We start from the raw sequence: 14,064 nt of genomic DNA on the forward strand, positions 1-14,064 counted from the left end.
TTTCCGCCGCACCGGAAGTCCAGGACCAGAGGCCCGCCCCGCCGCCGGCAACCCCGCGAGGCCCGCCTCGTACCCACCCTCGGCGGCGGGGCGCGACGGGCGGCCGCCTCCCGCAGCCCCTTGCATCCCATACACCCTGGGGGTATACATGGGCCTATCAAGATACCCCCAGGGGGTATTTGTATCGGCGCCACTATTACCCCCAGACCCGACCACCCCTGCCCCGAGGAGCCGCAGCCGTGACCACCACCACATCCACCACATCCGGCGCCGCCGACGTCGAGCTCGCCATCGGCGGCATGACCTGCGCCTCGTGCGCGGCCCGGATCGAGAAGAAGCTCAACCGCATGGACGGGGTCGAGGCCACCGTCAACTACGCCACCGAGAAGGCGAAGGTCACCTTCCGCGAGGACGTGTCCGTCGCCGACCTCATCGCCACCGTCGAGGCCACCGGCTACACCGCCCAGGAGCCCTCACCCGTACGGACCGAGCCCAGGGACGAGGCCGACACCGGGAGCGGCGCCGAGCCGGACGACGAGCTGCGGCCGCTGCGGCAGCGGTTGCTCACCGCGGTCGTCCTCGCCGTGCCGGTGATCGCGATGTCGATGGCCCCGGCCCTCCAGTTCGCGTACTGGCAGTGGCTGTCCCTCGCCCTGACCGTGCCGGTCGTGACGTACGCCGCCTGGCCCTTCCACCGGGCCGCCTGGGCCAACGCCAGGCACGGCGCGGCGACCATGGACACGCTGATCTCGGTCGGCACCTCGGCCGCGTTCCTCTGGTCGCTGTGGGCGCTGTTCTTCGGCACGGCCGGAATGCCGGGCATGACCCACCCCTTCGAGCTGACCGTCGGCCGCTCGGACGGCGCGGGCAACATCTACCTGGAGGCCGCCGCCGGCGTCACCGCCTTCATCCTCGCCGGGCGCTACTTCGAGGCCCGCTCCAAGCGCAAGGCGGGCGCGGCCCTGAAGGCGCTGCTCGAACTGGGCGCCAAGGACGTGACCGTTCTCCACGGCGATGGCAGTGAACTGACCATTCCCACCGGCGAGTTGAAGGTCGGCGACCGCTTCCTGGTCCGGCCCGGCGAGAAGATCGCCACCGATGGTGTCGTGGTCGAGGGGACGTCCGCGGTCGACGCCTCCATGCTCACCGGCGAGTCCGTCCCGGTCGAGGTCGCCCCCGGCGACACCGTCACCGGTGCCACCCTCAACGCGGGCGGCCGCCTGGTCGTCGATGCCTCGCGGGTCGGCGCCGACACCCAACTCGCCCGCATGGCCAGGCTCGTCGAGGACGCCCAGAACGGCAAGGCCGCCGCCCAGCGCCTCGCCGACCGGATCTCGGCCGTCTTCGTCCCGGTCGTCATCGGCCTCGCGCTCGCCACCCTCGCCTTCTGGCTCGGCAACGGCTCGGGCCTCACCGCCGCGTTCACGGCCGCCGTGGCCGTACTGATCATCGCCTGCCCGTGCGCACTGGGCCTCGCCACCCCGACCGCCCTCATGGTCGGCACCGGCCGCGGCGCCCAGCTCGGCATCCTGATCAAGGGCCCGGAGGTCCTGGAGACCACGCGCAAGGTCGACACGATCGTCCTGGACAAGACCGGCACGGTGACGACGGGCCGCATGACCCTCCTCGCCGTCCACACCGCCGACGGCACCGACAAGGCCGAAGTCCTGCTCCTTGCAGGCGCGTTGGAGCACTCCTCCGAGCATCCCGTCGCCCGCGCGGTGGCCGACGCGGCCGCCGCCGAGGCCGGTCCGCTGCCGGCCCCCGAGGACTTCGCCAACATCGCCGGCCTCGGTGTCCAGGGCATCGTCGACGGCCACGCGGTGCTGGTGGGCCGCGAGAAGCTGCTCAGGGAGTGGGCGATGGAGCTCACCCCAACCCTGAAGCAGGCGAAGGAGCGGGCCGAGGTGGCGGGACGTACCGCCATCGCGGTCGCCTGGGACGGCGAGGCCCGCGCGGTCCTCGAAGTCGCCGACGCGGTCAAGGAGACCAGCCCCGAGGCGATCCGCCGCCTGCGCGCCCTCGGCCTGACCCCGATCCTGCTGACCGGCGACAACCGGGCGGTCGCCGAGGCGGTCGCGGCGGAGGTCGGCATCGAGACCGTGTACGCGGAGGTCATGCCCCAGGACAAGGTCGACGTCGTCAAGTCCCTTCAGGCGGAAGGCCGTTCGGTGGCCATGGTCGGTGACGGCGTCAACGACGCGGCCGCCCTCGCCCAGGCCGACCTCGGCCTCGCCATGGGCACGGGCACCGACGCCGCCATCGAGGCCGGCGACCTCACTCTCGTACGCGGCGACCTGCGGGCGGCGGCGGACGCGATCCGGCTCTCGCGCAAGACGCTCGGCACGATCAAGTCGAACCTGTTCTGGGCCTTCGCCTACAACGTGGCCGCTCTGCCCCTGGCGGCTGCGGGCCTGCTGAACCCGATGATCGCGGGCGCGGCGATGGCGTTCTCGTCGGTGTTCGTGGTCGGCAACTCGTTGCGTCTGAGGAGCTTCAAGGCGGCGGACCACTGATCAGCGGACCACTGAGCACCGGTGCTCAGGCCGTCAGCACGGTCGGCACGGTCAGCACCATCAGAACAGTCGGCTCAATCCGGGCTCGGCCCCTCGACCACCTCGCCACGGCCCGCGAGGCCGGTGTCGGGGGCGCCGCCCCTTACCCGGCGCCGGGCACGGGCCGCGAGCCGACGGGCGGCGGCCGGAGTACGCCCGATGACGGGAGCGATCTCGTCGAAGGGCACGGCGAAGAGGTCGTGCAGGACGAAGGCGAGCCGCTCGGCCGGGTCCAGCGTCTCAAGGACGACGAGCAGGGCCAGACCCACCGAATCGGCGAGCAGTACGTCGCTTTCGGGGCCGGGGGCATCCCCACCACCGGCCCTCGGGTCGGGCACGCGCGATCCGAGCGGCGCCTCGCGGCGGCAGGCCCGGCCGCGCAGCATGTCGAGACAGACCCGCCCGACGACGATGGTGAGCCAGTGCCCGAGGTTCGCCACCGCGACGGTGTCGGACCGGCCGAGCCGCGACCAGGCCTCCTGCACGGCGTCATCGGCCTCGTGGAGCGACCCGAGCATCCGATGGGCCACGGAACGCAATTGCCCCCGCTGCGACTCGAACCGCTCCGCCAGATATTCCTGCCCGTTCATGGCCCGCATCCCCTCGTCGCAACCCGATCCGTCACACCGCTGACGCGCCGAAGCCGGCGGATGTGACACGGGGCCGCCGGGGTACGACGCCGGCGGCCGCCTCACCGAGGCCGGCCGCCCGAGTCGTTTGTGCTGCGGGGTGCCATCATCCGACCGGCTGTTCCGCCTCCGCCACGGGACGGGGCTCGGTCCGGGGATGCCGTTCCGGCTGCACGGCCGCGATGTAGGCGAGCACGGCCATCAGAGCCGGCAGCACGGCGATCACGGCCGCGAGACCGGCGACCCAGGACGGTGCGGCGGTGATCGCCAGGGCGCTGGAGAGGGCCCGCGAATGGAGCTGGCCCTCAAGGAGCTGCACGGAGGCCAGCGCCGCGGGCACCAGCACGCCGAGGGCGAGAACCACCGGCGATCCGGTGAACGCCAGCGCCACCGCCAGCAGGAAGCACAGACCCGACACGCCGAGGTCGATGCCGACGGAGCCGAGCGACGCGCCGCCCCGGTGCAGCGGGAGGTAGGCCAGGCTGCACACGACGAGCGCCAGAGACGTCAGCCACCTCGGCCACGCGCGGGGAGTGCCGCTGCCCTGCGTCTGCGCACGGCCGCGCCGTGCGGCGGCCGGGACGAAGACGTCGGCGGGTGCGCCCTGGGGGACCATGCGGAGGTCCGCCGGGGGATCCACGTACAACAGGGCGGCGTCCGGGTCGTCCGACGCCAATGCCGACGCCCTCGCGGCGGGCTGCGGCGCGTCCACGTGCTTCTCCTCGGCCAAGCGGCCGATCAGCTGCACGAGGTCCTCGACGGGCCTGTTGGTCGCGGCCGCCCGGATCGCCTCCTCTCCGCAGTGCCGCTCCAGCGGAGACCGGTGCAGCAGAGCCATCAGCCGGGAGACTTCCTCCACGGGCCGGCATTCGGCCGCCGCGCGGATCGCCTCGTCGGCGCTGTCAGGGCTGCGCGGCGGCCGCGTCAGCAGCGCCACCAGCCGGGAGATGTCCTCCACCGAGCGGTCCATGCCGACCGCGTGGAGCGCGTCGACCGTGGCGCGCGCGTACTCCGGCGACTGCTCCAGGAGCGTGATGAGCTGTACGACCTCCTCCAACGGCCGGTCGGCGACGGCGGCGTGCACCAGGCCGTCGACCGGGCTGGAGTACGCGGACCCGGACTTGCCGACGACGGGTCCCGCGACCTCGGCCGGCTGAGCCGGGGCCGCGTCCTCGACCGGCTGAGTCAGGTCCGCGTCCTCGACCGGCCGGGACGGGCGTACTTCCTCGGTCGGCGGAGGCGGGGACGGGGGCGGGGGCGCTTCCGCGACACGTTCCGCGTATCCGACCGGCGGGGACGGGTCGGCCGAGGGGAGAGGAGGTATGCCCGGCGGGGCGGGTAGGGGTGACGAAGAAGGTGTCGTCATACTCGGCTCCATGGGGACGGGTGCGTTTGCTTTTGGCCCATCTGTGCACTGAGTTACCAGTTGTTGCCATTACCTGGTGGTGGACCCCTTCGCGCCACTTGGATGCGGCATCTGTGTGAGCACCCCTCAGCCGATCGGCGCACCCGCCCGGGTACGTACCGGCACACGGTGAGCAGGAGGGTGGGAGAACCGGCCCCCGATACCCTCGGCCGCATGCCCGAAACCGACGCCCTCAGCGCCCGCTGGCACACCGCCCTGCTCGCCGCCTCCCCCGCCGCGCGGCCCGAGCCGTACGCCGACGCCCTGCTGGCCCGTTGGGCCGAACCCCACCGCCGCTACCACAACACCGCCCACCTCCAAGCGGTCCTGGACCACATCGACGTACTGGAGCAGTACGCGGCCGACCCCCACCTGGTGCGGCTGGCGGCCTGGTTCCACGATGCCGTCTACCTTCCGGACCGCTCCGAGAACGAGGAACGCTCCGCCCGCCTGGCCGAACGCGCCCTCCCCGAGGCCGGGTTGAGCCAGCAGGACACCGCGGAGGTGGCGCGCCTGGTGCGCCTGACCGTCACCCACGCCCCCGAGGACGGCGACGCCAACGGCGCGGTCCTGTGCGACGCCGACCTCGCGATCCTCGCCGCCGCCCCGGAGGCATACGCCGCGTACGCCGCCGCCGTACGCGAGGAGTACGCCTTCGTGCCGGACGAGGCCTTCCGGGTCGGCCGCGCCGACGTGCTGACCCAACTCCTCGCCCTGCCAAGGCTGTTCCGCACCCCGCACGGAGAACGCGAGTGGGAGGCCCCGGCCCGGGAGAACCTTGAGGCGGAACTGACCCTGCTCACCGCCTGATCGGCCGCATAATCACCACGGGCGCAACGGCTCCGAGCCCATCGCCCGCCGCACAACTCCCGCCGGAAAGCAGGTAACCCGCGTGCTCCCCGTGACAGTCCAGGCCGACCGCATCGCCCTTCACGAGCTGACCCGCGCGTCGGCCGCGGAGCTTCAGGACGGCGGCGACGGCGGCTGGGAGTGGGCGCCCGGCGGCCCGCACGAGGGCAGCCGCTTCGCCGCCGGAAAGATGCTGGCGGGCCTGGAGACCAGCCGGCACCGCACGGGCTGGGGCGCGTACGTCATCGTCCGCACCGAGGACGACCGGGCCATCGGCGGCATCGGCTTCCACGGCCCGCCGGAGGACGGCCGCGTCGAGATCGGCTACGACCTGGCGGAGTCCGCACGGGGCCGGGGGTACGCGACCGAGTCCGTCAGGGCGCTGACCGCCTGGGCGCTGGCGCAGCCCGACGTCGAGGCGGTGTACGCCACGACCGACGAGGACAACACCGCCTCGCAGCGCGTCCTGGAACGGGCGGGCTTCCGCCGCATCGGCGACACCCCGCGCCCGATAAGCGGCCGGGAGGCCCAGCACCTCTTCGAACTGCACTTCCTCGACCAGAACCGGGACTGACCGGAATCGGGACTGACCGGAACCGGGATCGGCGGGCCCGGCCGGGCCCGACCGCCGGCGGGGAATTCCACAAACGAGGAATAGCCCGGGGATGCCCGGCGGAATACCCCGGGGAATACGGAAACGGCCACTCGCGTTGGCACCCGATATGCCCGCCGAGCCCATACCCACGCCCGCGCCCGCCCCCACTCCCCCCGCAGAAAGCCTCTCCGGCTCCGCTTCGGCGAACTCCTCCGGCTCCGCCCCCGCGGCGAAACGCATGCCGCTGGCCGTCTACATCCTGGGCCTGTCGGTCTTCGCGCTCGGGACGAGCGAGTTCATGCTCACGGGACTGCTTCCGGCCATCGCGGACGACATGAGCGTGTCGATTCCGCAGGCGGGCCTGCTGATCTCGGCCTTCGCTATCGGCATGGTGGTGGGTGCCCCGCTGCTCGCGGTGGCCACCCTGCGGCTTCCACGCCGCACCACCCTGATCGCGCTGATCACCGTCTTCGGCCTGGGCCAGGTCGCGGGCGCGCTGGCCCCGAACTACGCGCTGCTCTTCGCCTCGCGGGTCGTGTCCGCGCTGGCCTGCGCCGGATTCTGGGCGGTCGGCGCGGCGGTCGCCATCGCGATGGTCCCGGTGAACGCGCGGGCCCGCGCGATGGCCGTCATGATCGGCGGCCTGTCGATCGCGAACGTACTGGGTGTGCCGCTGGGCGCGCTGCTCGGTGACGGCCTGGGCTGGCGGGCGGCGTTCTGGGCGGTCGGCGCCGCCTCCGCGATCGCGCTGGTCGGCGTCGTGACCCGCATCCCGCGCATCCCGCTGCCCGCCGAGAAGCCCCGGCTCAGCCGGGAGCTGCGGATCTACCGCGACCCGCAGGTGCTGCTCTCCGTCGCGATCACCGCACTCGCCGCGGGTGGCGTGTTCTGTGCGTTCAGCTACCTCAAGCCGCTCCTCACGGACGTCGCGCACGTGGACGCGGGCTGGGTCCCGGCCGTGCTCGGCCTGTTCGGCGTCGGCGCGCTGATCGGGACGACCATCGGCGGCCGGGTCGCCGACGCACACCTCTTCGGCGTGCTGCTCAGCGGCATCACCGCCTCGACGGCGTTCCTGGTCGCGCTCGCGCTGTTCGCGTCGACGCCCGCCGTCGCGATCACCCTGTCGTTCCTGATCGGCCTCTCGGCGTTCTACACGGCCCCCGCGCTCAACGCCCGCATGTTCAACGTCGGCGGCGCCGCCCCGACGCTGGCCGGCGCGACGACGACGTCCTCGTTCAACCTGGGCAACACCGCGGGCCCCTGGCTCGGCGGCATCGTGATCAGCGCGAACCTGGGCTTCGCCGCCACCGCCTGGGCGGGCGCCGCGATGACGGTCCTCGCCCTCGTCCTGGTCACCGCCTCCCTGCGCCTGCACAAGTCCCGGTCGTACGTGGTGGCCCGCTCGACGGACCACACCCTCGCGCCAGCCCGCGTGGAGGTCTGACCCGTCCGAACCCGTACGCGCGAAGCGCCCCGCACCCGATTCCTCGGGTGCGGGGCGCTTCGGTGTTCCCCCGGCCAAAGCCGGGGTCACGGGGTCACTGCTTAGGCAGGGGTGACGTTCTCCGCCTGCGGGCCCTTCGGGCCCTGGGTGACGTCGAAGTTGACCTGCTGGTTCTCCTGCAGCTCACGGAAGCCGGTGGAGTTGATCGCGGAGTAGTGGACGAAAACGTCCGGGCCGCCGCCGTCCTGCGCGATGAAGCCGAAGCCCTTTTCCGCGTTGAACCACTTCACGGTGCCGGTTGCCATGTGTTTCCCCTGTCGAGGATCGCGGGGCACTGGCTTGTCAGTACCCCTGGGTGAGGTGATCGCCCTGGTCCTCGGACATTGCTGCACAGCAAACGCCCACGGCGTAAACCGCGGGCGCTGAGACTTCGGAACCACGACTACTGGCAAGGAAGTTAGCCGATCCGCAGTCGTCTGGCTACGGGCCGCAGCCGAACCGGCGACAAGATCCCGCCAGCGGGGTCCCCCGACCGGCGCCGGGAAGCCGTTCCGCGCACCCCCTCGCCGGAGCTTTCGTCAGGCCGGCCGCCCCTTCGGCCGCCGCAGCCCCGCCTCCGTGAGACGGCGCACGAGCTCCTTCGAGCCGATCTCCACCGCGCCCGCCCGCACCGCGTCGTCGTACCGGTGCGCGGGCACGTCGTAGTGATCACGTTCGAAGGCTCGCGGCGGGCAGCCGATGGACGCCGCGAACGCGTGCAGCTCCTCGTACGAGACGTCGCTGACCAGGTGCGACCACATGCGGCCGTGGCCCGGCCAGGTCGGCGGGTCGATGTACAGGGTCATCCGCCGAGGCCGCCGACCGGGGCCACCACGACGCCCGCCTTGCCGCACACCCAGTGCGGGTCGGGTCCGAGCTCCGGCTCCACGTCCAGGGCGTGCGGATCGCCCGCGTCGCACACCGGGCACAGCGGCCAGCGCCCGTACTGCTCCAGGAGCGCGTCCTGTACGTCCTGGGCGACCAGCCCCGCGACGTACTCCGTGCCCTCGGGCCACTGCTCGACCCACCAGCGCCGGTGGGTGACCGCGTCCTCGACCAGCGAGACGACGTCCGCGTGCGCCACGTCGCGCGCCGCCAGATCCGCCAGGACCAGGGCGCGGGCGGCGTGCAGGGCTTGCTCCAGAGGTTGTACGTCGTCCATGCCCTCCATTGTCACCCCGGCCACACCGGAGCCCGAGCGAAGGGACCAAGGGCCGCGCGGTGACGGGACCAAAGGGGGTTGACCGGAGAAGCGGCCGAAAATATCTTTCAAGAGTGACCAATGACGTGAAGGAAAGTTTCAGCGGCGGCGCCCCGCCCGCACCGGCGGCCCTCGCGGCCAAGGTGCGCACGCTCGCGCCGTCCATGACCCGCTCCATGCAGCGGGTCGCCGAAGCCGTCGCCGGCGACCCGGCCGGCTGCGCGGCCCTCACGGTCACCGGCCTCGCCGAGCTCACCGGCACCAGCGAGGCCACCGTGGTGCGCACCGCCCGCCTCCTCGGCTACCCCGGCTACCGCGACCTGCGCCTCGCGCTCGCCGGGCTCGCCGCCCAGCAGCAGTCGGGCCGGGCCCCGGCCGTCACCGCGGACATAGCCGTCGACGACCCGATCGCGGACGTCGTCGCGAAGCTCGCCTACGACGAGCAGCAGACCCTCGCCGACACCGCGGCCGCCCTCGACACCGTCCAACTCGGCGCCGCCGTAGGTGCGTTGGCGGGCGCCCGGCGCATCGACATCTACGGCGTCGGCGCCTCTTCGCTGGTCGGCCAGGACCTCGCGCAGAAGCTCCTGCGCATCGGGCTCATCGCGCACGCCCACACCGACCCGCACCTCGCCGTCACCAACGCCGTGCAGCTGCGCTCCGGCGACGCAGCCGTCGCGATCACCCACTCCGGCTCGACCGGCGACGTCATCGAGCCGCTGCGGGTCGCCTTCGACCACGGCGCCACCACGATCGCGATCACCGGCCGCCCGGACGGCCCGATCTCGCAGTACGCCGACCACGTCCTGACCACCTCCACGGCCCGCGAGAGCGAACTGCGCCCGGCCGCCATGTCGTCCCGCACGAGTCAACTCCTCGTCGTGGACTGCCTGTTCATCGGGATCGCCCAGCGCACGTACGAGACGGCGGCCCCGGCCCTGTCCGCCTCGTACGAGGCACTCGCCCACCGCCACAACCCCCGCACCCGCTAGCGCCGTACGCAGAGAAAGAGCCGCCGTCACCATGACCACCCAGGACTACGCCGAACTCCGCGCCGAGCTCGCCACCCTCACCACCGAGGCGTTCCGGCCCGATCTCGCGGAGATCGACCGGCTGCCGACCGCCGAGATCGCGCGGATCATGAACAGTGAGGACGCCACGGTCCCCGCGGCGGTCGCCGAGCGGCTGCCCGACATCGCGGCCGCGATCGACGCGACGGCCGCGCGGATGTCGCAGGGCGGCCGGCTGATCTACGCGGGCGCCGGCACGGCCGGGCGGCTCGGCGTCCTCGACGCGAGCGAGTGCCCGCCGACGTTCAACACCGACCCCTGCGAGGTCGTCGGCCTCATCGCGGGCGGCCCGTCCGCGATGGTCAAGGCGGTCGAAGGCGCCGAGGACTCCAAGCAGCTGGCGGCGGAGGACCTCGACGCCCTGCACCTGACCCACCTCGACACCGTCGTCGGCATCTCGGCCTCGGGCCGCACCCCGTACGCGATCGGCGCGGTCGAGCACGCGCGCCGCACGGGCGCCCTCACGATCGGCCTGTCCTGCAACGCGGGCAGCGCGCTCGCGGCGGCCGCCGAGCACGGCATCGAGGTCGTGGTCGGTCCCGAACTCCTCACCGGCTCCACGAGGTTGAAGTCGGGCACGGCCCAGAAGCTGGTCCTCAACATGATCTCGACGATCACCATGATCCGGCTCGGCAAGACCTACGGGAACCTGATGGTCGACGTACGGGCCTCCAACGAGAAGCTGCGCGCCCGCTCGCGCCGCATCGTGGCGCTTGCGACCGGCGCGGACGACGCCGAGATCGAGGCCGCGCTCGCCGCGACGGACGGCGAGGTGAAGAACGCGATCCTGGTCATCCTCGGCGGCGTGGAGGGCCCCGCGGCGGCCCGCCTCCTGACCGAGAGCCGGGGCCACCTGCGCACGGCCCTGCACGCAGCCCCCTGACCCCCCGCTCGGCCCCCTCGGCTCCGCACAGCAAGGCACCCGCACAGCAAGGCACCCGCACCATGGCACCAGAGAACAAGAACCGCGCCACGGCCGCCGCGATCCTCCCCCTCGTGGGCGGTGCCCGGAACATCGGCTCGATCGCCCACTGCATGACCCGCCTCAGGCTCGGCCTGAAGGACCGCGCCCTGGTCCAGGACGAGGCGTTGAAGGCGCTGCCGGCGGTCCTTGGCGTGGTCGAGGACGACACGTACCAGATCGTGCTCGGCCCGGGAACGGTGGCGAGGGTGGCCCCCGAGTTCGAGACGCTGGTGGCGGAGGCAGCCCCCCAACTCCCGCTCACCGCCGAGGAGTTGGCGGATCGCGGGGCCGAGCTGAAGGCGGCCCGCAAGGAGCGGAACGCGACCCCGTTCAAGCTCTTCCTCCGCCGGATCGCGAACATCTTCGTGCCGCTGATCCCGGCGCTGATCGGCTGCGGCATCATCGCGGGCCTCAACGGCCTGCTGGTGAACCTGGGCTGGCTGACGGGCGTGACCCCCGCGCTCGCCGCCATCGCGTCGGGCTTCATGGCGCTGATCGCGGTGTTCGTGGGCTTCAACACGGCGAAGGAGTTCGGGGGTACGCCGATCCTGGGCGGGGCCGTGGCGTCGATCATCGTGTTCGCGGGGGTCGCGAAGATCACCGTCTTCGGCCAGACGCTGGCGCCCGGCCAGGGCGGCGTGCTCGGCGCGCTGGGGGCGGCGCTCCTCGCGGTGTACGTCGAGAAGTGGTGCAGGCGCTGGGTCCCCGAGGCACTGGACGTCCTGGCCACCCCCACCCTGACGGTGCTGATCTCGGGCCTGGTGACCCTCTACGGCCTGATGTTCCTGGCGGGGGAGGTCTCGACGGGCATCGGCCACGGCGCGAACTGGCTCCTGGACAACACGGGCGCGTTCGCGGGCCTGGTCCTGGGCGGCCTGTTCCTGCCGCTGGTGATGCTGGGCCTGCACCAGGCCCTGATCCCGATCCACACGACCCTCATCGAGCAGCAGGGCTACACGGTGCTGCTCCCGATCCTGGCGATGGCGGGCGCGGGCCAGGTGGGCTGCGCGGTGGCGGTGTACCTGCGCGCCAAGCGCAACGAATCGCTGCGCGGCACCATCAAGTCGGCGCTCCCCGCCGGATTCCTGGGCGTGGGCGAACCGCTGATCTACGGAGTCTCGCTCCCTCTCGGCCGCCCGTTCATCACGGCGTGCGCGGGCGGGGCCGCGGGCGGCGCGTTCGTGGGCCTGTTCTCGATGCTGGGCGACAAGGTGGGGTCGACGGCGATCGGCCCGTCGGGCTGGGCCCTGTTCCCCCTGCTCCAGGGCAACCACGGCCTGGGCACGACGATCGCGATCTACGCGGGCGGCCTGCTGACGGGCTACGTGGTGGGCTTCCTGGCCACGTACTGCTTCGGCTTCACCCGCCAGTCCTTGACGGACCTGAACGCGACGCCCGCCCCGGCGGAGCCCGCCACCCCCAAGGCGATGGAGCCCGCCCACTCGTAAGGTGGGCGGGGGTCGGCACCGCCCGGCCCAACTGCCGTACAGCCAAGGCGAAGAGGGGGACGCGTCATGGACCACGCCCGAGGAAACCCGGCCCGGGACAAGGCACTCACCAAGGGGCACGCCGCGGCCTCCAAGGGCGCGGCCAAGGTGGCCCGGTTCCGCTTGGCCGTGTCGTTCGCGAAGGCCGTCCTCGACCGCCGCAGAGAGCTCGGGCTGTCCCAGGCCGAGGTCGCCGAGCGCTCGGGACTCTCCCAGGCCAAGATCGCCCGCATCGAGAGCGCGGCCTCCTTCCCGACCCTCCCGCTGCTGCGCCGCCTGGCGGTGGGCCTGAACGCGTCGCTGAACATCGCGATGGACGCGGACCGGGAACAGATCACCTTCACCGCCCACCCGGCCGCCTGACGTCCCGGACGACGCCCGGCTCGGGCCCGTTTAAACGAAGGGCATGCCCCTAGTGGCCCGGAAGGGTGACTTTCCCGGTGTGCCCGGCTGCGAAGGCGCCTGTACGGGGAGCTGTCCGAGTAAGAGGACTGTTTCCCAGCGGGGTGGTGGCCGATGAAGTCAGCTGAACCTGTATCAGACCGGTGTCCGGCACGTCTGTGGACCGTGGAAGACCTGCCGGAGTTGGACTTCGACCCGTTCCTCCGCGAGTCGCTGAGAGACCGGCCGGTCTCCCGCATCAGGCTGCCGCACGGGGAAGGCGAATGCTGGCTGGTGACCCGGTACGACGACGTCCGGTTCGTCACCTCGGACCCCCGCTTCAGCCGGGACATCATCGGCCGCCCCATCCCGAAGATGACCAAGCACTTCATCCCGATGGACCGGGCGCTCAGCTTCGTGGACCCGCCCGGCCACGCCCGGGTACGCGCGGTGGTCGCCCCGGCGTTCACACAGCGCGCCATGGACCGGCTGCGGCCACGGGTCCAGGAGCTCCTGGACCTGCGCGTGGACCGGCTGATGGCGGCCGGGCCGCCCGCCGACCTCGTGGAACACGTCACCTCGCCGTTCCCCTTGGACGTGGTCAGCGAGCTGATCGGGGTGCCGCCCGCCGACCGGCCGCAGATCCGTGCCTGGGCCCAGACCCTCCTGACCAGGGCGTCCGACGAGACGGCCGCCGACCGGGCCCGGCAGGGGCGAGAGGCCGCCTGCGCCTACTTCCGCGACCTGGCCGCACAGCGCCGTGCCGAACCACGGGACGACCTGATGAGCACGATGGTCGCCGCCGTCGACGACGGCCGCATCGACGAGGAGGAGCTCCTCGCCCTCACGACACTCATGGAGCTCAACGGCTGGCACGCCGTCTGCAACAACACCACCAACATGGTGTACGCCCTGCTCACCCGGGACGGCCTGATGGACCGGCTGCGTTCCGAGCCCGCGCTGGTGCCCCGGGCCGTGGACGAACTGCTGCGCTGGATCCCCCACAAGCACGGCGTCGGGCAGCCGCGCATCGCCACCCAGGACGTCGAGGTGGGCGGTGTGCTGATCCGCGACGGCGAGTTGGTCTACGTCTCCTACGTCGCCGGCAACTGGGACGAGCAGGTCTATCCCGACCCGGACCGGATCGACGTCGACCGCCAGGGGCCGCCGCACCTGGCCTTCGGGCACGGTCCGCACTACTGCGTGGGTCCGCTCCTCGCCCGCATGGAGTCGGAGGTTCTCCTGTCCACCCTGCTCAACCGGCTGCCGGACCTGCGGCTCGCGGTCCCGGCCGAGCAGGTGCGCTGGCCGACCGGGGTGCTGATCCGCGGCCCGGTCGACCTGCCGGTGACGTGGTGACCCCACGCGACCTGCCAGTGCCCCGGTGACCCCACCCACCTGACCCCACCCACCTGACCCCACCCACCGCCCTGCCCCGCCGGCCT

General features: G+C 72.4%; 13 protein-coding genes and 1 pseudogene. 9 read left to right on the plus strand and 5 right to left on the minus strand.

Going from position 1 to position 14,064, the window contains the following annotated elements:
- Positions 1 to 239: 239 nt before the first annotated feature.
- A complete protein-coding gene (locus tag OHA17_RS17985) occupies positions 240 to 2,516 on the plus strand; it encodes a heavy metal translocating P-type ATPase (protein ID WP_406507456.1) in 2,277 nt (758 codons plus the stop codon).
- 92 nt (positions 2,517 to 2,608) lie between these two features.
- Here the strand turns inward: OHA17_RS17985 and OHA17_RS17990 are convergent.
- Both OHA17_RS17990 and OHA17_RS17995 read right to left on the minus strand, forming a co-directional pair.
- Positions 2,609 to 3,145, minus strand: a pseudogene (locus tag OHA17_RS17990) (sigma-70 family RNA polymerase sigma factor); the annotation flags it as partial.
- A 145-nt stretch (positions 3,146 to 3,290) separates the two neighbouring features.
- Complete coding sequence (locus OHA17_RS17995; RefSeq protein WP_406507457.1) at positions 3,291 to 4,550, minus strand: hypothetical protein; 1,260 nt, start codon at positions 4,548 to 4,550, stop codon at positions 3,291 to 3,293.
- A 213-nt stretch (positions 4,551 to 4,763) separates the two neighbouring features.
- Here OHA17_RS17995 and OHA17_RS18000 point away from each other — a divergent pair, with 213 nt between their 5' ends.
- The 3 genes from OHA17_RS18000 (at position 4,764) to OHA17_RS18010 (ending at position 7,477) form a co-directional block, all read left to right on the plus strand.
- Complete coding sequence (locus OHA17_RS18000) at positions 4,764 to 5,399, plus strand: hypothetical protein (RefSeq protein WP_406507458.1); 636 nt, start codon at positions 4,764 to 4,766, stop codon at positions 5,397 to 5,399.
- Between the two features lie 82 nt (positions 5,400 to 5,481).
- Positions 5,482 to 6,012: a GNAT family N-acetyltransferase gene (locus OHA17_RS18005; RefSeq protein ID WP_406507459.1), complete on the plus strand. Its 531-nt coding sequence runs from the start codon at positions 5,482 to 5,484 to the stop codon at positions 6,010 to 6,012.
- 259 nt (positions 6,013 to 6,271) lie between these two features.
- Positions 6,272 to 7,477: a Cmx/CmrA family chloramphenicol efflux MFS transporter gene (locus tag OHA17_RS18010; RefSeq protein ID WP_406510751.1), complete on the plus strand. Its 1,206-nt coding sequence runs from the start codon at positions 6,272 to 6,274 to the stop codon at positions 7,475 to 7,477.
- A 101-nt stretch (positions 7,478 to 7,578) separates the two neighbouring features.
- On the opposite strand, the gene OHA17_RS18015 is transcribed toward OHA17_RS18010, so the two are convergent.
- The 3 genes from OHA17_RS18015 to OHA17_RS18025 all read right to left on the minus strand — a co-directional run bounded on the left by OHA17_RS18015 (position 7,579) and on the right by OHA17_RS18025 (position 8,678).
- The gene (locus tag OHA17_RS18015; RefSeq protein WP_053724154.1) at positions 7,579 to 7,782 is read right to left on the minus strand and encodes a cold-shock protein; all 204 of its coding nucleotides are present in this window, start codon (positions 7,780 to 7,782) and stop codon (positions 7,579 to 7,581) included.
- Positions 7,783 to 8,055: 273 nt separating this feature from the next.
- Entirely contained in the window at positions 8,056 to 8,322 is a 267-nt protein-coding gene (locus OHA17_RS18020; RefSeq protein WP_189965166.1) for a DUF4031 domain-containing protein, read from the minus strand.
- Positions 8,319 to 8,678, minus strand: a complete 360-nt coding sequence (locus OHA17_RS18025) for a hypothetical protein (protein ID WP_406507460.1) — start codon at positions 8,676 to 8,678, stop codon at positions 8,319 to 8,321. Before OHA17_RS18025 ends, OHA17_RS18020 begins: the two co-directional genes overlap by 4 nt.
- Before the next feature lie 113 nt (positions 8,679 to 8,791).
- Between OHA17_RS18025 and OHA17_RS18030 the strand changes: the two genes are divergently transcribed.
- The 5 genes from OHA17_RS18030 (at position 8,792) to OHA17_RS18050 (ending at position 13,978) form a co-directional block, all read left to right on the plus strand.
- Complete coding sequence (locus OHA17_RS18030) at positions 8,792 to 9,709, plus strand: MurR/RpiR family transcriptional regulator (protein ID WP_398880478.1); 918 nt, start codon at positions 8,792 to 8,794, stop codon at positions 9,707 to 9,709.
- A 31-nt stretch (positions 9,710 to 9,740) separates the two neighbouring features.
- On the plus strand, positions 9,741 to 10,670 hold the full coding sequence (gene murQ / locus OHA17_RS18035; protein ID WP_406507461.1) for an N-acetylmuramic acid 6-phosphate etherase: 930 nt from the start codon (positions 9,741 to 9,743) through the stop codon (positions 10,668 to 10,670).
- Positions 10,671 to 10,732: 62 nt separating this feature from the next.
- Complete coding sequence (locus OHA17_RS18040) at positions 10,733 to 12,199, plus strand: PTS transporter subunit EIIC (RefSeq protein ID WP_406507462.1); 1,467 nt, start codon at positions 10,733 to 10,735, stop codon at positions 12,197 to 12,199.
- Positions 12,200 to 12,265: 66 nt separating this feature from the next.
- Positions 12,266 to 12,601, plus strand: a complete 336-nt coding sequence (locus OHA17_RS18045) for a helix-turn-helix domain-containing protein (protein WP_406507463.1) — start codon at positions 12,266 to 12,268, stop codon at positions 12,599 to 12,601.
- A 204-nt stretch (positions 12,602 to 12,805) separates the two neighbouring features.
- Positions 12,806 to 13,978 (plus strand): cytochrome P450, encoded by a 1,173-nt coding sequence (locus tag OHA17_RS18050; protein WP_406507464.1) that lies wholly within the window; start codon positions 12,806 to 12,808, stop codon positions 13,976 to 13,978.
- Positions 13,979 to 14,064 lie beyond the last annotated feature (86 nt).

This window comes from Streptomyces sp. NBC_00212, from assembly GCF_045206365.1.
Classification (GTDB): domain Bacteria; phylum Actinomycetota; class Actinomycetes; order Streptomycetales; family Streptomycetaceae; genus Streptomyces.